We start from the raw sequence: 20,365 nt of genomic DNA on the forward strand, positions 1-20,365 counted from the left end.
TCTGAATTTGCGGTGGTTGGCTTGTGGACCAATCCTTTACCCACCTTCCTGATTTTGACCACAACTTTCATGATTAACAGTCGCCACATCATGATGGGTGCAGCGTTTACGCCTTATTTACGTCATTTACCTAAACGTCAATTACTGCCTGCTTTATTTGTAATGGTAGATGAAAGTTGGGCTTTGGGCATGGCAGAAATCAAACGGCGCGAGCAACTCGGTCTACCTGCTTTCAATTTGCCCTATTATTGGGGAACGGCAGCATTATTGTATGCCATATGGATAATGTGTGGCTATTTCGGTTCAATCATTGGTCCCATGCTGGGCAATATAGACCAATATGGTTTTGGTATGGCATTTCCTGCTGTATTTTTGGTGTTGATACGCGGTATGTGGCGCGGTTTTCAGGCAGCCTTACCTTGGCTGATAAGCCTGATTACCGCAAGCATTGTATACTTGCTTATTCCAAATGGTAGCTGGTATGTAATTGCAGGCACGCTGGCTGGTTTGCTGTTTGCTTACTTTTTCCATTGTGAAAAACAAGGAGAAGCTGCATGATAACGTGGACATCGTTTTTAACCATTTGTGGCATGATGCTGGTAACGTACACAACCCGTTTACTTGGTTATTATGCATTGCGTAACCGCAAACTCAGTCGCCGCACAGCCAATATGATGGAAGCTGCACCAGGTTGTGTCTTAATTTCCGTCATCGCACCACATTTTGTTTCCAACAAACCACATGAATTGATTGCCATTTTGGTAACGGTTTTTGCTGCCAGTCGCTTATCCATGATGCCAACGGTATTGTTGGCGGTAGGTACATCAGGGCTACTCAATTATTTGATGTATTGAAAAAACCTTTACACAAATTTTAGACTGCCTGAAAATGTTTTCAGGCAGCCTCAATGATTGTTTCAAATGAACAGTTCAAACATTACCAATATTGCGTGAATTCTGCTGCATCGGTGTTTTTCGGTCTATCTTCATGACAAGTTGCCGTACCCACCATCAATAAAGCAATGATTTTCTCCTTTTCGGTACAAGCAAAGGCTTCTTTCAATAAAGGCGAATTGACCCATAAACCACTTAACCAAACACTGTCAAAGCCTTGTGCTTTGGCTGCCAATTGCGCAGCATAAGCGGCACACCCTGCACTCAAATGCTGTTCCCACTCGGGTTTCTTATTGGCTTTAGGACTGGCAATCACAGCAATAACCATCGGTGCCATATTGCCAACACGCTGTGCTTTTTTCATGGCTTCTTCGCCAAAATTGAATTGGTTTACTGTATCGGTCAAAATGGTACAAAAACGCTGCATACCTGTTTCGCTGCGAATGACCACAAACCGCCAAGGCGTTAAATGTCCATGGTCAGGAACTTGTGTGGCTGCCTGAATAATGGTGTCCAGTTGCAATTCATCGGGAGCAGGTGCTGCCAAATTTTTGGTAGAACGGCGTGTGGTGAGTAAATGTAAGGCATTCATGTTTTTCCCTTTTAAAATGATGATGTGTGTTTTCAGGCAGCCTTGATTGAACAAGCAATCAAGGCTGAAAAACATTTAACGCGCATAATGCGTCAATAAAGTATGCTGCAAGCCAATTTTTTCTGTGCCTTCGGCTACCTGAACGCGTGTGTAACTGCCATCGCCGTGCATTTGCCACGCTTTGCTGTTGTCGGACAATGCCAAAGTTAGACCTTCATACAATACACGGGCTTTGATGGTTTCGTCCTGAATGGGCGTACACGTTTCAATGCGATTGAAAAAATTGCGTCCCATCCAATCCGCGCTGGAAATGTACACATCTTCTGCACCGTCATTGTAAAAATAGTAAACGCGGGAATGTTCCAATAAACGCCCAATAATGGAGCGTACACGAATGTTTTCTGATAAACCTGCTACTTGTGGTCGCAAAGCACACATACCACGTACAACCAAATCAATCTGCACACCTGCTGAACTGGCAGCATAAAGGGCTTTAATCACAGTCGGCTCAATCAGCGAATTCATTTTTGCCATAATTTTAGCTGGTCGACCCGCACGGGCGTTTTCGGTTTCGCGCTCAATCGCTGCCATGACCATTTTATGCAAAGTAAAGGGACTTTGATACAGTTTTTTCAGGCTACTGGCTTGTCCAAAACCCGTGATATCCATAAACAAATAATTCACATCACGCGCTATATGCAAGTCAGCAGTAAACAAACCAAAATCGGTGTAAAGTCGTGATGTACTTTGATGATAATTACCTGTTCCCAAATGAGCATAATGTTTGAGTACATCATTTTCACGACGAATCACCAACGCCATTTTGGCATGCACTTTGTAACCAAATACGCCATAAACCACATGTGCGCCCGCATCTTCCAACTGCGTTGCCCAGCTCACATTATTGGCTTCGTCAAAACGCGCCATCAATTCCACTACCACCGTAACCTGTTTGCCTGCACGTGCAGCAGCCAAAAGTGCACGCCCCAATGCTGAATTTGCGCCTGTGCGGTAAATCGTCATTTTTATGGCGACGACATCAGGGTCTTGTGCTGCTTCTTGGATAAAGCGTACTACGGGGTCAAAACTTTCATAAGGGTGATGCAAAAGAATGTCGTTTTTGGCAATTTCGTCCAAAATGGAATCAGCATCACGCAAATTTTTGGGCAGATGCGGTTTATATGGTTCAAATTGCAAATCAGGACGATTAACCATATCAGGCAAAGACATCAAGCGTACCAAATTCACAGGCCCGTCCACACGGTAAATTTGGTGTGCTTTCAATTTGAATTGTTTGCTCAAAAATGCTTCCAATTCAAGCGGACAATCGTCCACCAATTCCAAGCGCACACCATCACCGTAATCACGGTCAAACAATTCACTTTGAATGGCAGCACGCAAATTGTCCATATCCTCTTCATCTACGGTTAAATCGCTGTCGCGTGTTAAACGGAATTGATGACAACCTGTAACCGTCATGCCACGAAATAATTGATACACAAATTCGTGTAAAATAGACGATAAAAACACAAAAGCATCTTTGCCTTGCGACACATTTTCAGGCAGCTTCACAAGGCGTGGCAAAATGCGCGGTGCTTGTACAATCGCCAAACCCGAATCGCGCCCAAACGCATCTTGCCCTTCCAGTTGCACAATAAAATTCAATGATTTATTGGAAATGCGTGGGAAAGGGTGCGACATATCCAAACCAATCGGCGTTAAAATCGGCAACAATTCACGTTTAAAGTAACGTTCAATCCATTCACGTTGTGCCTCTGTCCAATCGCAGCGGCGCACAAATTCAATGTTTTCGCGTGCCAATTCAGGCAGCAACACTTGATTGAGCAAGGCATATTGGTCACGAATCAAACGTTGTGCTTTCTCGCTGACTTTCATAATGGTTTGTATTGGCGTCATGCCCGAATCAAAAATTTGATTGGGACTTTCACGCTGTGCCCGAATCAATTTTGCCATACGAACTTCAAAAAATTCATCTAAATTTGACGAGACAATGCATAAAAAACGCAGTCGTTCCAATAAAGGCAAAGACACGTCCTGCGCTTGCGCCATCACACGGCGATTGAATGCCAATAAACTGGTTTCACGACAGAGAATGCGGTCGGATTGGGTCATAACATTTCCTCAAATCAAAATCTTATTTTTGTGGCATAAATTCCATAGTAGCACCTTGTTCACCCGATAAAATCAATTTGCCATTTTCAAAATGATACTGCTTCATATTCAACAATTGTTCTGTGAAAGCATATTCAATATCCATGTTCTCACACAACATTCGAGTGCTAAACATATGACTGAATGTGATAGCATGACCCATACCTTGTGTTACCTGAAAACCAATATTGTTGCAGCCCACATAAGCATGACCATTGGGTAAATCACTTAAATCCAAATTGACAGTATGTGAAACATTAACAGGCAATATGGATACAGCATCTGACACACCATCGGGAGCATGATGAGCAAAGTAAGCCTTCTCTAAAATCCAATTTTTCTTCAAATTCAGAGTATTGGGTAGCACAATGCTGCTTTTTTCATAGTCAGGTGAAGCAGCACAAGCTGCCAATGCCAAGATGCTACCGCCAATCCATAATGTTTTTTTCATGTTTCTTCCCGAGAAGACACCAAGCCCAATGCTTTTCAGGCAGCCTCAATCATTTAGGCTGCCTGAAAAGCATCATTCAATGGTCAAAGTAGAAAAAGATTTCACAGTATCATCAACCGCTTTTACACGCACCAAAAAATCTTCCAATAAAGCCAAAGGCAAGGCACTTGGACCATCACAACGCGCTTTATCGGGATTGGCATGACTTTCCAAAAATAAGCCTGCCAAACCTGTTGCCATGCCAGCCAAAGCCAACTCCAACACTTGACTGCGGCGACCACCCGAAGCTGCCGCACCTGCCGCACGTTGCTGTAAAGAATGGGTAACATCAAAAATCACAGGCAAATTACCGCTGACTTTTTTCATTACGCCCAAACCCAACATGTCCACCACCAAATTATCGTAACCAAATTGACTACCACGCTCACACAAAATTACTTGTTCATTGCCTGCTTCTTTGAATTTTTCAATGATGTTGCCCATTTGCTCAGGACTTAAAAACTGCGGTTTTTTCACATTAATCACACGCCCTGTTACCGCCATTGCGGAAACCAAATCGGTTTGACGCGCCAAAAATGCAGGCAATTGCAACACATCGCACACTTGGGCAACAGGCTCACATTGATAAGGCTCATGCACATCGGTAATCACAGACACACCAAATTCACGTTTGACTGCTGCAAAAATCTTTATACCCTCGTCCAAACCAACACCGCGATATGAATGCACAGAAGAACGGTTGGCTTTATCAAAAGAAGCTTTAAATACAAAAGGGATACCCAATTTTTCGGTAACATAAACATAATGTTCACAAGCTTTCAGCGTAGAATCCAAGTCTTCCAAAACATTGATGCCACCGAATAAAGTAAAAGGGAGGTCATTGGCAATATGCTGATTTTGAATAGTAATGTTCATGATTTTTCCTTAATTTTTAAGGTTCCAGGCTGCCTGAAACCGATTATTTCAACCGTTCTGCCAACCACAACACCGCCTGTTTGGCACATTCCTGTTCCGCAAGACGACGACTACTGGCTTGGGCATAAGTGATGTGTCCCAACTCCCCCAAATCACAAGAAACCTTAAACCATGCATCGCTACCTTCTCCTGTTTGTTGCTCAATGCGGTATTTGGGTAAAGCCAAACGATGTGCTTGCAACATTTCTTGCAATTGGGTTTTATTGTCTTTAGCTGTGATTTCAGTATTCACATTAGCAATGCGTGGCGCAAACAGACGAACAATAACCTGTTGCGCCACAGCAAAATCGCTATCTAAACTAATGGCAGCAAACAAGGCTTCCAAAGCATCTGCCAAAATGGAAGCACGGTCGTGTCCGCCACTTTTGCTCTCGCCCGCCCCTAAAAGCAAAGCCTGTCCCAAACCCAATTCCCGTGCAATTTCAGCTAATGTGGCTTCACGCACCAACTGCGCACGCAAGGGCGACAGTCTACCTTCGGGCAGCTTGGGAAACGCATCATACAACATTTTGGCAATCACATAATCCAAAATACTGTCGCCAATGAATTCCAAACGTTCATAATTGTCAGCAGAATGACTGCGATGGGTTAAAGCCTGATTGAGCCAATGACTGTGTTTAAAATGATAGCCCAATTTGTGTTGAAGTTGCTGCACATATTGGTCGCGTGGTTTGTGTCTCATAAAGCTGCCTGAAATATCAAGTATTCAAGAATTATACCATGCACATGGTTTTAAGGCTGCCTGAAAGGTTTCAGGCAGCCTGTTTTTACTTTATTTTAATAACAACATCAATAATAAAATCAAGGCAATGACACCGAGCCACATATTTTGTCTGCGCTGGCTTTGAATCAAATGCACATAGGCTTGGCGCATTTCTTGTTGTTTGTTTTCATCCAATAAAGTATGAATTTTGCGCGGCAATGCAGGCAAAATGTCCGCCCAATCAGGGGCTTCTTCTTTGAGATTTTTCCACAAGGCTTTGGGTCCAACTTGTTCATTCATCCAACGCACCAAAAAGGGTTTAGCGGTATCCCATAAATCCAATTCAGGGTCAAGTTGCCGTCCCAATCCTTCTATATTCAGCAAGGTTTTTTGTAATAACACCAACTGCGGCTGAATTTCCACATTAAAACGGCGACTGGTTTCAAACAAACGCATCAATACCATACCAAAGGAAATTTCCGATAAAGGTTTATTGAAAATGGGTTCACAAACGGTACGAACAGCCGCTTCCAATTCTTCTGCACGCGTGTCGGGCGGTACCCAACCACTTTCAATGTGTGCGGTAGCAACACGGTGGTAATCGCGGTTGAAAAATGCCAAAAAGTTAATTGCCAAATAGCGTTTATCGTAGTCGGTTAAGCTGCCAACTATGCCAAAATCCAACGCGATATAACGACCGTCTGGCGCAACCAGAATATTGCCAGGGTGCATATCGGCGTGGAAAAAACCGTTTTTGAATACTTGGGTAAAGAAAATTTCTACGCCATAACGCGCCAGTTGTTTCAAATCTATACCATTGTTTTTAAGGCGTTCAATATCGGAAATCGGTATGCCGTTCATCCATTCTATGGTTAGCACTTCACGCGAGCAATGGTCAAAAAATACTTTTGGCACAATGAGTTTATCGCTGCCTGAAAAATTGCGTGCCAATTGACTGGCATTGGCGGCTTCACGCATCAAATCCAATTCATCATGCAGGTATTTGTCAAATTCCACCACCACTTCACGCGGTTTCAGGCGTTTGCCATCGGAAAACAGCCGCTCAATCCAAGCTGCGCCAAAACGCATCAATGCCAAATCTTGTTCTATGACTTTTTCTAAATGAGGACGCAAAACTTTAACCGCCACCGTCTCCCCGCTAAATAGCTTAGCACGATGCACTTGTGCAATAGACGCGCTGGCAATTGGTGTACTTTCAAATTCAGCGTACAATTGACCAATGGGCTTACCCAAAGATTGTTCTATTTGATGGCGCGATAAATCGGCATCAAAAGGCGGCACTTTGTCTTGCAATAAAGCCAATTCACGCGCGTATTCAGGTGGCAACAAATCAGGGCGTGTGGACAAAACCTGTCCCAATTTCACAAAAATGGGTCCCAAACTTTCCAAAGCCAAACGCAAACGAACGGGCAATGGTTTATCTTGATGTTGTTTGGACTTGGGCAAAGATTGCAGGAGTTTTCGCACATAAATCGGGCGAACATGGTCAAACACCATATCTGCCAAACCATAACGATAAACAGTTTTGCTGATGACAGTAAAACGGGACAACCATTTCATAATTAAGCATTCACAAAAGGGCAAATAAAGCACAATTATACGGCAAAGCAACAGGCTGCCTGAAAGATTTTCAGGCAGCCTGTTTGGGCTTTAAACCGACATCAAACCTTCGTTTTGCAATAAGGTAAACAATGGTACGTGGTTTTCACGGATTTTTTGTCCGCCGTCTAAATCAGTAAATTCCAAAATCGCACAGGCTTCTACCACATTGCCACCCAATTTGCGAATCAATTCCACGCCCGCCAACATCGTACCACCTGTTGCCACCAAATCGTCCACCAACAACACACGTGCAGCCGGCTTAATTGCATCAGTATGAATTTCTACTGCCGCTTCGCCGTATTCCAATGCATAACTTTGCGACACAGTATCAAACGGTAATTTGCCTTTTTTGCGAATGGGTACAAAACCCACATTCAATTGATAAGCCAACGCTGCACCAATAATAAAACCGCGTGCGTCCAAACCTGCCACCACATCAATGTTTTGCCCCATATAACGGTAAGTGAGTAAATCCACCAATAAACGGAAATATTCGGGACTTTGCAACACAGGCGTGATGTCGTGAAACAAAATACCGTCTTTGGGCCAATTGGGAATTTTGCGGATTTTGGCAGCAAGGGCATCAACGCCCATTACATCAGGGTGAAACAACATAGTGGTTTCCAATTCTCAAAAATGCGGATTTTAGCGAGAATTGCCGAAAAAGGCTATAATTACCCCCTTTCAGGCAGCCTGATACATCACAAATCAAAATTTAAGGAATAAACATGTGCCAACTTTTGGGCATGAACTGCAACACCCCTACCGACATCGTGTTTTCATTTGAGGGTTTCCGCAAACGCGGTGGCTTAACCGACCACCACACAGATGGTTTTGGCATCGGTTTTTTTGAAGAACGCGGTTTGCGTTTGTTTTTAGACGACAAGCCCAGCATTGAATCACCAATTGCCGATTTGGTACGCACCTACCAAATCAAATCCAAAAACGTGATTGCCCACATTCGCAAAGCCACGCAAGGTCGTACCACATTGGAAAACACCCACCCTTTCCAACGTGAATTGTGGGGGCAATATTGGTTATTTGCCCACAATGGCAATTTACGCGGTTTTACGCCCCATATCGGACAATACTATCGCCCTGTGGGCAACACGGATTCGGAATGGGCATTTTGTTTTATTTTGGAACAACTGCGCTTGCATTTTACCGAAAAACCTTCGCATGAAGTATTGTTTGATGTCATCAATGAATTGTGTTGCAAACTTCGTGAATACGGTTTGTTTAACATGATTTTAAGCAATGGCGAAGTGATGTTTGCTCATGCCAGTACGCTGTTGTATTACACCATTCGTCAAGCACCTTTTGGTGAAGCCCATTTGATTGATGATAATGTAGCGATTGACTTTGCCCAAATTACCACACCGAACGACCGTGTTGCCGTGATTGCCACCCTGCCCTTAACCCACAATGAGCAATGGACACAACTGGCATGCAATGAATTACTGATGTTTGAAGACGGTAAGCCCATACGCCAAAGCCTACCTGAAAACCCACAGTATTTAAGTCAAAAAGAAGGTTTAGCAATTGCACGCGCTGCAGGCGTCAGCATTTAATGAAACAAAATTGATGGTTTCCAGGCTGCCTGAAAACCTTTATCCCTGAACATGAAACAGTAATCCCCATACCATGAACACCGAAAATCAAAACACCAATGACACCCCTGAACTTCGCCACCGTAGCATCAAATCTTTTGTGTTGCGACAAGGACACATGACTGCCGCGCAACAAAAAGCGATTGATGACAACTGGACACGCTTTGGCATAGACTTTCAGGCAGCCCTAATGGATTTAAACCAAATCTTTGCTCGTCCTGCACCCAAAATCCTTGAAATCGGCTTTGGCATGGGCGTAGCAACCGCTCAAATTGCACAAAGGCTGCCTGAAAAAGATTTTCTGGCAATAGACGTACACGGACCTGGCGTAGGCAATTTGTGCAAAATCATGGCAGAAGAAAATATTCACAATATTAAAGTGATGCGTCATGATGCCGTTGAAGTGGTAGAACAAATGCTACCTGACAACAGTTTGGACGGCATACACATTTTCTTCCCCGACCCTTGGCATAAAAAACGCCATCATAAACGCCGTTTGATTCAAATCCCATTTGTTGAGAAATTATTGCCCAAATTAAAACAAGGCGGCTACATTCATTTGGCAACCGATTGGGAAGAATACGCGGTACAAATGCTGGAAGTGTTAAACCATTTTTCAGGCAGCCTAAAAAATACCGCCACCGATTACGCCACCACGCCCGATTACCGTCCTGAAACCAAATTTGAAGCGCGTGGCAAACGCTTGGGACATGGCGTATGGGATTTGGTATTCATCAAATTGTGATGATGCTGCCTGAAACCATGCACAACACCCCATATTTTGTTATGATGCCACCGTTTGATTTTTAAGGATTAAGCCATGAATAAAACCTTAACCGCTCTTGCCGCATTCAGCTTACTGCTGTCTGCCTGTTCAGATAATCAAAAAAAACAAGCTGATGTTGCCGCCGCATCCGCCACCGCTATGGCTTTATGTCAGCACAGTACTTTACCCGACCAAGTACGCGCCGCCGTACACAAAGGCATTCGTGAAGCAGGTCATCAAGCTGCCATGCAAGACAACAATCAATGGTTAGACGGTAATCAAAGTGCAGAAATGGCAATGCAAATTGATGTGCATACCCTCAATCAACAAACAGCAGGACAAGCATGTCAAGCCAAAGTCAGCATAGTCTTGCCTGCGGCAGTGTTGGAAAAAGCTGCGGTCAATGCCCCCTTGTTTCAGGCAGCCTTACCGTTGGAACATCTGGCACAACGTACCCAAAATGGTAACATTCAATTTGCCAACAATACCTTAACTTTCCCATTAAATTACATCGCACAAGAACAAAACGGTCAATTCTCGTTCACACCCAATGATGCCAATCTCAATACCAGTATCAAAATATTAAGCGAAGCACTGTTACCTTATGCGGTTAAAGACACCATTATCTTTAACGGACGTAAAATGAGCCGCCAAGCCGCTTTAAAAGAATTAAGTAACCCCAAGCTGATTGAAACCGCTTCTGAACCTGAATCACAAATCGCTGAGGTACCAACCGTTCATGATACTAGCCAAGCAACACCCACTCCAACTGCTTCTGCTCCCATGCCCGAAATGCTGACACCCGAAATCCCCAAAGTACGCATCAGCCGCAACGAATTGGAAGAAGCGCGCAATGCCAACCATGAAGCGGGACAATCCATTAGATCCGCTTGGCGAAAAATTCCTGTTGAAATTCAAGAATCTTTGGTACAAGAACAACGCAACTGGGAAAGCAAAAAACAACAAAACTGCCGTAATGCAGGTGCCAAAGGCAGCGATGCCACCGAACGCCAATATTTGCAAATACAATGCGACACACGCATGACACGCGAGCGCATGCAATACCTCAATGGCTTTTCCATTGAATAAAGCAATTGTGGTTTTCAGGCAGCTTTCATCACATAACAAGGCTGCCTGAAAATGCAAAATACCCATTCACTCAAACCCATCTGAAACCATGTCTGATATTCTCAATCAAATCCTTGCCACCAAAGCACAAGAAGTGGCGGTAGCGCGTACCGTTTTACCCTTAAACGAACTCAAAGCACAAATTACCGATGCACCGCCTGTACGCGGTTTTGTTTCTGCCATTCGTGCGAAACACGCACAAAATCAAGCTGCCTTGATTGCCGAAATCAAAAAAGCCAGCCCATCCAAAGGTTTAATCCGTGCCAACTTTAATCCTGCTCAACACGCCCAATCTTATGCAAGCGCAGGTGCAGCCTGTTTATCGGTCTTAACCGATGAAGTGTATTTCCAAGGCTCGCCCGACTATTTACGTCAAGCACGTGCGGCAGTGTCTTTACCTGTATTGCGTAAAGATTTCATCATTGATGAATACCAAATTTACCAAGCACGTACTTGGGGAGCAGATGCCATTTTACTGATTGCTGCTGCTTTGGAACGCGATGAATTATTGCATTTGGAGCAAGTGGCACACGATTTGGGCATGGACGTGTTATTGGAATTGCATAATGAAACTGAAGCAGAAAAATGTGCAGATATGACCACACCCTTAATTGGCGTAAACAACCGCAATTTACGGACATTTGAAGTGAATTTGCAGCAGACCATCAATTTGTTACCACGCATTTCAGGCAGCCAAAACATTGTGGTTACTGAAAGCGGCATACGCGATTCAAATGATGTCGCATTCATGCGTGCCAATGGTGTACACACTTTCTTAATCGGCGAAACCTTTATGCGTGCCTCCGATATTGCCGCCGAAGTAGGCAAATTGTTTCAGGCAGCATGAACGTGAATAAACCGTTTTACACGCTGTTGCTATCAGGTTTACTGTCTGCTTGTGGTGGCGATAAATCCCAGAGCAACAACCCTAACCCATCTAACGCTTCCAATGTTGCGATTGCATCGGCTGTATTGAATGTGGCACAAGGACAAGACATTTTGCAAAGCAGCAAACAAGCAATGCACAACATCAATGCTTCCGATATTGCCGCTGTTCAACAACAGGCTTCCATGCCCATATTGTCTTTACCCCATAACAGCACATCAGCAATTCAGGCAGCATCTGATACCGAACTACCCAAGCTGCCTGAAAGTTGTGAACGTTATTATCAACGCGTTACCACCTGTTTTACCCAACAAAACGATGCTGCCGCATTATTGGCAATGACCCAAGAACAACGCACTGAATTGGCACACGACCAACCTGATGAAGCCACCTGTCAAACACTCAATAGCAGTTTTGACCGCGTGGCATACCATTTGGCTTGTGAATAACATTCAGGCTGCCTGAAACATCGTTTAACCCAACACGTCCTTTTTCCACTCATCACGCAATGAAATTGGCTTTTTTCATTCTCAAATTACTTTCCCATTTGCCCCACCCCATTTTGCGTGGCATAGCAAAGATCTTGGGTTGGCTCTCTTATCACTTGGTTACTTCACGCACCCAAGTGGGTTTAATCAATTTAGCTGCCTGTTTTCCAGAAAAAAACCTTGCTGAACGCAAATGCATTTTGCGCGAACACTATTATCAAATGGCATTGTCCGTTTTAGAATACAGCCGCTATTGGTATGCCGATGCCCAAACCTTAAAGCAACAAGTACAATACCGCGACAAACATTTTCTTGATGAGACTTTGGCGCAGGGCAAAAATGTAATAATGTTGTATCCCCACTTTACCGCTTTTGAAGCAGCCGTTTATGCACTCAATCAAGATGTACCTTTGATTAGTGTCTATTCCCACCAAAAAAACAAAGCATTAGATGAACAAATTCTCAAAGGTCGTCATCGTTATAATAATGTGTTTTTGGTTGGGCGTACCGAAGGCTTACGCGGCATCATCAAACACATCAAAAACAGCAATGCACCATTTTTGTACTTGCCCGACCAAGATTTTGGTGCAAAAGACAGCGTATTTGTCCCATTTTTTGGCATTCCCACCGCCACCATCACAGGCTTATCGCGCATTGCCAAACTCACACAAGCAGCCGTGATTCCCACTATTCCCACACGTCTGCCTAACGGTACAGTTGAATTGCGCTTTTATCCCGCGTGGGATAATTTTCCCAGCAATGATGTCATCGCAGACACCACGCGCATGAACGCCTTTATTGAAGCGCGTGTACGCGAACAACCAGAACAATATTTCTGGTTGCACAAACGTTTCAAAACCCGTCCACAAGGTATGCCACCGTTTTATGACTGACACCCAAATCCTGATTGTAGAAGACGAAACTGCCATTCAAATTCTGTTACAATTTCAGTTGCAACAGGCAGGTTTTATAGTAAAAACCGCCAACAATCTTGCCCAAGCATGCCGTGATGTGGACGAAAAGTTGCCCGACTTATTGCTCTTGGACTGGATGTTGCCCGATGGCAATGGCACAGATTGGGTCATGCAACTGCGTACCCACTCACGCACACGCGAATTGCCGATTATCCTTTTAACCTCCCGCAGCGAAGAAAACGACAAAGAACACGGTCTCAATCAGGGTGCGGACGACTACATTACCAAACCTTTTTCATCACGCGAACTCATCGCACGCATCAATGCCCTGCTCCGCCGCCGTGCACCACAAAAAACCAGCGAAATCATACAAATCGGTACTTTATCCTTGCTGCCTGAAAGCCGCCAACTCCGTTCAGGCAGCCTAATTGTGGAATGCGGCAACAGCGAATTCAAATTACTGCATTTTCTGGCAACCCACCCCAGTCGCACTTACACACGCCGTGAATTGCTGGATTATGTATGGGGCGACCACGTTTTTGTAGAAGAACGAACCGTTGATGTACAAATCGGACGCTTACGCCGTTTGTTGCAACAACTGAATGCCGAACACCATTTACAAACTGTACGCGGTAGCGGCTACCGTTTCTGCTTGGATTAACCATGTCTGCCCCTAAATTACCAGACCCAATCCGCAGCACATCACTCTACGGACACATCACATCACACAGCATGCTTTGCCTGATGTTCGCCCTATTGAGTTACGCACTCGGTGGCGCAGTCTTAGCGTGGGCAAGTATTGCCTTATACCTTGCTTTGTGGCTTGCACATCATCTGTACCACACCGCCATTTTGCTACACCACATCAACCCAAACACCACACCAAACACCCTGCTGCCTGAAAAAAACACGCTATGGGGCAATCTTTTTGCTGCAATCAATCGCCGTGAACACCATCATCACAAACAACGCCAACGACTGCATCGCACACTCTCTCTGTTTCAGGCAGCCGCAGAAGCCATTCCCAACGGCATCATTTTACTCAACCGCAACCAACGCATAGAATGGCTGAATCACACTGCACTATCCCATTATCAACTTCACCCCCAGCAAGCATTAGGCAGCAGCCTGAAAAAACAATATCCACACCATGACTTATCTGACTTATTGAACAACAGCGACAAGCAAAACGAAATACGCATCAGCCAAATCCAAAGCAATGGCATCAATCAGCATCTTCGTCTGGTTCGCCTTCACCTTCACAATAAAAAACAACTCATCATCAGCGAAGACATCAGCCAAGCCGAACAACTCAATGCCACCCGCACCGCTTTTGTTGCCAATATTTCCCACGAATTGCGTACACCCCTAACCGTTATCAATGGCTTTTTAGAAACCTTGCACGACACCCCAAACCTACCAAGCGAACAACAACAGCAATTCATCGTTTTAATGCAACAGGAAAGTACACGTATGCTGCATTTAATCCATGATTTGCTAACCCTTTCTAAATTGGAAAACCACCAAATTAAACCCGAATTGCGTCCTTTAAATTTAAGCCAAATGGCACAACAACTGCTTCATGCCGCTCAAAATCTTTCAGGCAGCCTACATACCATCACATTGGAAAACGAACACGAAATTTGGATAAATGCCGAAGAACGCACACTCTACCAAGCCCTATCCAATCTGGTTTTCAATGCAGTTCGTTACACGCCACAAGGTGGCACCATTAGCCTGATATTGCAACAGCAAAACAACCCCAATCCCTACAAATTGCCTTTGGTGCGCTTTATCGTTGCCGATAACGGTATGGGCATCGCTGCCGAACATCTGCCCCATTTAACTGACCGCTTTTACCGTGTGGACACAGGTCGCAGTCGCGAAAACGGTGGCACAGGACTGGGTTTGGCGATTGCCAAACACGCTTTGGCACAAAATGGCACGGTTTTGGAAATTCAAAGTGAAGTGGGCAAAGGCAGCCAATTTTCTGCCGTATTTCAAACGATTTTGCCACCCATAAGCAGACAGGCTGCCTGAAAAGTTTTTCAGGCAGCCTGTTTATGGAAATGGTCTCAATTATTGCAATAAGCCGCTCATTTGCGCCAAAAACAATAAAGTAAAGCCCGTTAAAAATACCAAACCAATGTATGCCAACCACAACAACCAAGGCTGAACAGCATGATTGTGTTTGCCTTTAATCGCCAAAGACAAATTCAAATAAGCAAAAATGGGCGTACTAACAAATGACGCTATCATGGCAAATTTCAACATAACCATTACCGCACCTTTGAAAAACAAAATCACCGCCATACCACTTAATGCCGCTGCAATTACCCAAATCATGAATTGACGATTGCTGCTTTTCACTTCTTCACGGCGCAAAATCAAACGCAACGCTTCCATATTGCTGCGTGAATAACCGTCAACCACCGTTAAAGTGGTACCATACATACACGCAAACGCAATAAACGTTACCAAAAAACGCGACCATTCACCAATCGTTGCTGCATACATATCGGTTAATTGCCCAATGTATGCACCACCAGCCATTTTCAATTCGGTACCCGAACCATATTGCACCAATGCACCCAAAGCCAAAAACACAATAGCAAGAATTGCGGTGCTGATGTAACCCACGTTAAAATCAAAAATACCATCTTCGTAGCTGACTTTTTCCAATTTGCGTTTAGCACTAACCCACAACGAATTGATAGCAGAGATTTCAATCGGCGCAGGCATCCACCCCATCAAAGCCACAATAAACGCCAATGCCCCCATATTCCAAGGACTGGGTTCAATAAAATCAGGCTGCATCACCGCACCACGCGATGCCGCAATAGCAACAGCAGCAACTGTCGTAATCGTCAAACTAATCATAATCCATTTAGACAAACTGTCCACAGCACGATACGGTCCAATCAATAAAATCAAAGTAGTAGAAATCAAAACCGCAATGGACAAACCATTCATGGACAAACCCACAGGCAAGATGTAACCCAAAATGGCGGCACACAGCATAGCAACAGCTGCGGTATTAATAACGGTGGCAAACAAATTCAAGATGAAAAATACCCACAAATAAGCCCGACCTTTATCAGCATAGCCCTCAATCAAACTTTTACCTGTTTCCAAAGTGTACTGCGGCCCAAAACGGAAAAAAGGGTATTTAAACAGGTTTACCAAAACAATCAGTAAAGCCAGTTGCCAACCATAAAGCGCACCCGCTTGCGTGGAAGCGATGATGTGCGAACCACCTACGGCCGCCGATGCCATCATGATGCCAGGACCCATTGCACGCAGACGGGTTTTCCAATCAATATGATGCGTGGTGTGTGCTTGTGTCATTTTTTGCCTTTCAGAAATCATGTCAAAAATAATAAAATCAATATTTATCAATAAAATCAAGCCATCAATCTTACGAATACAGGTTTTAAATTGTAAACAGATTTTGGCAGAAAAGAAAAGTTTTGTAAAATAAAATCTTGCTGCCTGAACAGTATAGAACGACTGGCAAACTGCTTCACTTCGGGTTAAGATGTGTTTTTGGTTTATTTTTTGTAAAGACAGATTATGAATCCTTTACCCATGTTGGCTTCTGTAGATTTAGGTTCCAACAGTTTTCGCCTGCAAATTTGTACCAACAACAACGGTCAGCTTCAAGTCATTGAGAACATCAAACAAATGGTTCGCTTGGCGGGTGGCTTGGATGAAAACAAAAACTTGGACGAAGCTTCAAAACAACGTGCTCTAACATGTTTGGCACAATTTGGGGAGCGATTACGCGGTTTTTCGCCTGAAAATGTGCGTGCGGTTGCCACCAACACATTTCGTGTTGCCAAAAACATTGCGGCATTTCATACACAAGCAGAAGAAGCTTTAGGCTTTCCAATTGAAATCATCGCAGGACGCGAAGAAGCCCGTTTGATTTACACAGGCGTGGTACACACGTTCAATGCCAGTGGTCAGAAAATGCTGATTATTGATATTGGGGGTGGCTCAACCGAATTCATCATTGGCAATGCCCTGCAACCCACATTAACCGAAAGTCTGCCTTTGGGTTGTGTCAGTTATTCCAAACGTTTTTTCAGCCAAAAAACCAGTACAAAAGAGTTTCAGGCAGCCATCAATGCGGCGCGTGGCGAAATTCAAAGGATTGCCAAAAGCTACAAACGTGAAGGCTGGGACATTGCTTTGGGTACATCAGGTACAGCAAAAGCCATTGCTGCGGTCATTGCCGCAGAAAATTTAGGACAAGGCATCAGCTTGAATGCCATGAAAACCTTGCAGCACAAAATCATTCATGCAGGTAGTGTGAAAAAAGCCAAATTATCAGGCATCAAGCCCGAACGCATTGAGGTATTCGCAGGCGGTTTAGCGGTTTTAACGGCTGCATTTGAGGAATTAAACATCAAAGAAATGGTGTTCAATGAAGCTGCTTTGCGCGATGGCGTGTTTTACGATTTGATTGGACGCAATTACGAAGACGATATGCGTGAACAAACCGCATTGCAATTTCAAGAACGTTACCACGTTAGCAAAAATCAAGCTGCACGCGTGGCAAAAACCGCAGAACGCTTTTTCAACAGTTTAACTTTGGGTTCAAACACGCAAGAATTAGCAGAATGGCATAATTATTTACGCTGGGCTGCGATGCTGCATGAAATCGGTTTAGACATCGCCCACACAGGCTATCACAAACACAGTGCCTATATTTTGGCACAAGCCGATATGCCAGGGTTTTCACGTGATGAACAAAATACTTTATCGCACTTGGTATTTGGACAACGCGGCGATTTGAAAAAAATGAATGATTTGCCCAAATTAAGTGAAACTGAATGGCATGCCATTTTTGCTCTGCGTTTGGCGGTTTTGTTCCATCGAGCGCGTTTACCCTTAATGCTGCCTGAAAACCTGAAATTGGCATATATCTCAAACGGTGAAACGATTTTGTCTTTACCTAAAACATGGTTAGATGATAATCCACTTACTGCCGCCGCGTTGCAAGCTGAAAATGAACAATGGCAAAAAGTGGGACGAAAATTGATTATGGTTTAAACAAAAAAACATCAGGATACATTCCTGATGTTTTTTTGTTTCAGGCTGCCTGAAAACCCGGAACCTGTATTCTTAACATTAGTAGATGTAGATTGATTTTTCGGGATTTTTTGCGAATACAAGGCAAATTTTCATACCAATAGCGGGACTATTGACATAAAAATACAACGCGAAACGCGATAGGCGCAGAAAAAACAATAAAAGCACACTATCAAGGTTATGAATACAGGTTCTTAAACAACACCCAACAAAGTCATCAACTGCCAAATTGCCCACCCTGCCACCATCGAACCTGCGCAAAAACGCACAATACGCCGATGCAGAAGCGTTTGTAATTGCACCGCAAAAAAACCCATTGCCAACAGATTAGGTAAAGTTCCCAAACCAAAAGCCGCCAAATACAAAGCCCCTTGTATGGCAGAACCGCTCCCCAAAGCATACAGCGAAGCATTGTAAACCAAACCACAAGGCAACCAGCCCCACAATACGCCCACAGCAAAACAAGCAGGTACAGAACGAATGGGCAACAATTTATTCAATAAAGGATTGAATTTTCGCCACAAGGGTTTACCCAAATTTTCTATTTTTGCGGCAAAATGGGATACACCAGCCAAATACAAACCTGTAAACAAAAGCAACAAATCCGCCAATCCCGCCAACCACAGTTGCCAATAATGGGTTTGTTGCAAAATGCCACCTGCTTGCGACACAACCCCCATCAATGTGCCAACCACAATATAACTACACATTCTGCCCACATTCAGCAATAAAATCAGCCAAATGCGCTTGATATGTGGTGGCAGTTGCAAAGCAAATGCAGTACTCAAACCGCCACACATGCCCACACAATGTGTGCCACCAAAAAATCCCAGAATAAACAGCGTAAACAAAGTCATACCGTCTTGCATGCTGCAACACCTATTCTTAAAAAAACACCATTTTACGCCGATTTGTGTATCATAGGTTTTCAGGCAGCCTATCAAAGTAGATGATGTCTTGATGACAAAGATACTGTTACAATTTACCCCTAACTTGGGGCGCGAATATACAAGGCTGCCTGAAAAAGGGTAACTGTTCAAAATAAACGACAATCGGTACAATCACCTTTTTAAACAACATCAAAAGGACAACAAAATGCACCACAAACTGATTATTCTCGGTTCAGGTCCAGCAGGTTATACTGCCGCTGTTTACGCCGCACGCGCCAATTTACAACCCGTCATCATCACAGGCATGGCACAAGGTGGGCAACTGATGACCACTACCGAAGTAGACAACTGGCCTGCTGATGCCGATGGTGTACAAGGTCCTGAATTGATGGAACGCTTTCTCAAACACGCCGAACGTTTTGGCACACAAATCGTGTTTGACCAGATTCATACCGCCCAGCTACAACAACGCCCATTCAAACTTATCGGCGACATGGGCGAATACACTTGCGATGCACTGATTGTGGCAACAGGCGCATCTGCCAAATATCTGGGTTTACCCAGCGAAGAACAATTTGCAGGCAAAGGCGTTTCCGCCTGCGCCACTTGCGATGGTTTTTTCTATAAAGGTCAAGAAGTTGCTGTAGTAGGCGGTGGAAATACCGCCGTAGAAGAAGCCCTGTATTTGGCAAACATTGCCAGCAAGGTAACTTTAATCCACCGCCGTGATAGCTTCCGTGCCGAAAAAATCATGGTGAACAAACTGATGCAACGCGTGGCAGAAGGCAAAATTGAATTAAAACTGAACGCCACGATTGATGAAATTTTGGGTGATGACAAAGGCGTAAACAGCGTACGCCTGAAAAACAACAATGGCAGCCATGAGACCATAGCCGTACAAGGTGTGTTTATCGCAATTGGACACAAACCCAATACCGACATTTTTAAAGGTCAACTGGATATGGACGAAACAGGCTACCTGAAAACCAAAGGTGGCAGTAGCGACAATGTGGGCGCAACCAATATTGAGGGCATTTGGGCAGCTGGCGATGTGAAAGACCACACTTATCGTCAAGCCATTACCAGCGCAGCTTCAGGCTGCCAAGCCGCTTTAGACGCAGAACGTTGGTTGGACAATCAATACTAAAAACCAAATTACCAATAATGGTACAATAAG

Annotated in this window: 21 protein-coding genes; 12 read left to right on the plus strand and 9 right to left on the minus strand. The window is 44.2% G+C overall.

The features are described from left to right. On the plus strand, positions 1-558 hold a 558-nt coding region (locus tag Q4B82_RS01770; protein WP_303064712.1), incomplete at its 5' end, for an AzlC family ABC transporter permease. Then, entirely contained in the window at positions 555-854 is a 300-nt protein-coding gene (locus Q4B82_RS01775) for an AzlD family protein (RefSeq protein WP_303064713.1), read from the plus strand. The genes Q4B82_RS01770 and Q4B82_RS01775, both read left to right, overlap by 4 nt. 82 nt (positions 855-936) lie before the next feature. Here Q4B82_RS01775 and Q4B82_RS01780 read toward each other — a convergent pair whose 3' ends face one another. From Q4B82_RS01780 to Q4B82_RS01810, 7 genes are all read right to left on the minus strand, one after another. Further along, the gene (locus Q4B82_RS01780; protein WP_303064714.1) at positions 937-1,485 is read right to left on the minus strand and encodes a nitroreductase family protein; all 549 of its coding nucleotides are present in this window, start codon (positions 1,483-1,485) and stop codon (positions 937-939) included. A gap of 75 nt (positions 1,486-1,560) precedes the next feature. Then, positions 1,561-3,618 carry a polyphosphate kinase 1 gene (ppk1, locus tag Q4B82_RS01785; RefSeq protein WP_303064715.1) on the minus strand — a complete coding sequence of 686 codons (2,058 nt, stop codon included), beginning with the start codon at positions 3,616-3,618 and terminating at the stop codon, positions 1,561-1,563. Positions 3,619-3,640: 22 nt separating this feature from the next. After that, positions 3,641-4,108 (minus strand): META domain-containing protein, encoded by a 468-nt coding sequence (locus tag Q4B82_RS01790; RefSeq protein ID WP_303064716.1) that lies wholly within the window; start codon positions 4,106-4,108, stop codon positions 3,641-3,643. 72 nt (positions 4,109-4,180) lie between these two features. Beyond that, positions 4,181-5,023: a 3-deoxy-8-phosphooctulonate synthase gene (gene kdsA / locus Q4B82_RS01795; protein ID WP_303064717.1), complete on the minus strand. Its 843-nt coding sequence runs from the start codon at positions 5,021-5,023 to the stop codon at positions 4,181-4,183. 43 nt (positions 5,024-5,066) lie between these two features. Continuing rightward, on the minus strand, positions 5,067-5,765 hold the full coding sequence (rnc, locus tag Q4B82_RS01800) for a ribonuclease III (protein ID WP_303064718.1): 699 nt from the start codon (positions 5,763-5,765) through the stop codon (positions 5,067-5,069). 90 nt (positions 5,766-5,855) lie between these two features. Continuing rightward, on the minus strand, positions 5,856-7,367 hold the full coding sequence (gene ubiB, locus Q4B82_RS01805; RefSeq protein ID WP_303064719.1) for a ubiquinone biosynthesis regulatory protein kinase UbiB: 1,512 nt from the start codon (positions 7,365-7,367) through the stop codon (positions 5,856-5,858). Between the two features lie 90 nt (positions 7,368-7,457). Beyond that, positions 7,458-8,024, minus strand: a complete 567-nt coding sequence (locus Q4B82_RS01810) for an adenine phosphoribosyltransferase (protein ID WP_303064720.1) — start codon at positions 8,022-8,024, stop codon at positions 7,458-7,460. Positions 8,025-8,137: 113 nt separating this feature from the next. On the opposite strand from Q4B82_RS01810, the gene Q4B82_RS01815 reads away from it, so the two are divergent. From Q4B82_RS01815 to phoR, 8 genes are all read left to right on the plus strand, one after another. Next, positions 8,138-8,980, plus strand: a complete 843-nt coding sequence (locus tag Q4B82_RS01815; RefSeq protein WP_303064721.1) for a class II glutamine amidotransferase — start codon at positions 8,138-8,140, stop codon at positions 8,978-8,980. A gap of 73 nt (positions 8,981-9,053) precedes the next feature. After that, positions 9,054-9,764, plus strand: coding sequence for a tRNA (guanosine(46)-N7)-methyltransferase TrmB (trmB, locus tag Q4B82_RS01820; RefSeq protein WP_303064722.1), 711 nt, complete (start codon positions 9,054-9,056; stop codon positions 9,762-9,764). 75 nt (positions 9,765-9,839) lie between these two features. Then, positions 9,840-10,874 carry a lysozyme inhibitor LprI family protein gene (locus tag Q4B82_RS01825; protein ID WP_303064723.1) on the plus strand — a complete coding sequence of 345 codons (1,035 nt, stop codon included), beginning with the start codon at positions 9,840-9,842 and terminating at the stop codon, positions 10,872-10,874. Positions 10,875-10,962: 88 nt separating this feature from the next. Further along, complete coding sequence (trpC, locus tag Q4B82_RS01830; protein WP_303064724.1) at positions 10,963-11,760, plus strand: indole-3-glycerol phosphate synthase TrpC; 798 nt, start codon at positions 10,963-10,965, stop codon at positions 11,758-11,760. Further along, positions 11,757-12,248, plus strand: coding sequence for a hypothetical protein (locus Q4B82_RS01835; protein WP_303064725.1), 492 nt, complete (start codon positions 11,757-11,759; stop codon positions 12,246-12,248). The genes trpC and Q4B82_RS01835 overlap by 4 nt, the downstream gene beginning before the upstream one ends. A 59-nt stretch (positions 12,249-12,307) precedes the next feature. Further along, a complete protein-coding gene (locus Q4B82_RS01840) occupies positions 12,308-13,180 on the plus strand; it encodes a lipid A biosynthesis lauroyl acyltransferase (protein WP_303064726.1) in 873 nt (290 codons plus the stop codon). Further along, positions 13,173-13,862, plus strand: coding sequence for a response regulator (locus tag Q4B82_RS01845; RefSeq protein ID WP_303064727.1), 690 nt, complete (start codon positions 13,173-13,175; stop codon positions 13,860-13,862). Before Q4B82_RS01840 ends, Q4B82_RS01845 begins: the two co-directional genes overlap by 8 nt. A 2-nt stretch (positions 13,863-13,864) precedes the next feature. Continuing rightward, positions 13,865-15,241, plus strand: coding sequence for a phosphate regulon sensor histidine kinase PhoR (phoR, locus tag Q4B82_RS01850; RefSeq protein ID WP_303064728.1), 1,377 nt, complete (start codon positions 13,865-13,867; stop codon positions 15,239-15,241). A gap of 39 nt (positions 15,242-15,280) precedes the next feature. Here the strand turns inward: phoR and Q4B82_RS01855 are convergent, their stop codons facing one another. Continuing rightward, a complete protein-coding gene (locus Q4B82_RS01855) occupies positions 15,281-16,549 on the minus strand; it encodes an NRAMP family divalent metal transporter (protein WP_303064729.1) in 1,269 nt (422 codons plus the stop codon). A 225-nt stretch (positions 16,550-16,774) separates the two neighbouring features. On the opposite strand from Q4B82_RS01855, the gene ppx reads away from it, so the two are divergent. After that, a complete protein-coding gene (gene ppx, locus Q4B82_RS01860; RefSeq protein ID WP_303064730.1) occupies positions 16,775-18,259 on the plus strand; it encodes an exopolyphosphatase in 1,485 nt (494 codons plus the stop codon). Positions 18,260-18,492: 233 nt separating this feature from the next. On the opposite strand, the gene Q4B82_RS01865 is transcribed toward ppx, so the two are convergent. After that, positions 18,493-19,167 (minus strand): sulfite exporter TauE/SafE family protein, encoded by a 675-nt coding sequence (locus Q4B82_RS01865; RefSeq protein WP_303064731.1) that lies wholly within the window; start codon positions 19,165-19,167, stop codon positions 18,493-18,495. Positions 19,168-19,393: 226 nt separating this feature from the next. On the opposite strand from Q4B82_RS01865, the gene trxB reads away from it, so the two are divergent. After that, positions 19,394-20,335: a thioredoxin-disulfide reductase gene (gene trxB / locus Q4B82_RS01870; protein ID WP_303064732.1), complete on the plus strand. Its 942-nt coding sequence runs from the start codon at positions 19,394-19,396 to the stop codon at positions 20,333-20,335. Positions 20,336-20,365: the final 30 nt, after the last annotated feature.

This window comes from Alysiella sp., assembly GCF_030525755.1.
Classification (GTDB): domain Bacteria; phylum Pseudomonadota; class Gammaproteobacteria; order Burkholderiales; family Neisseriaceae; genus Simonsiella.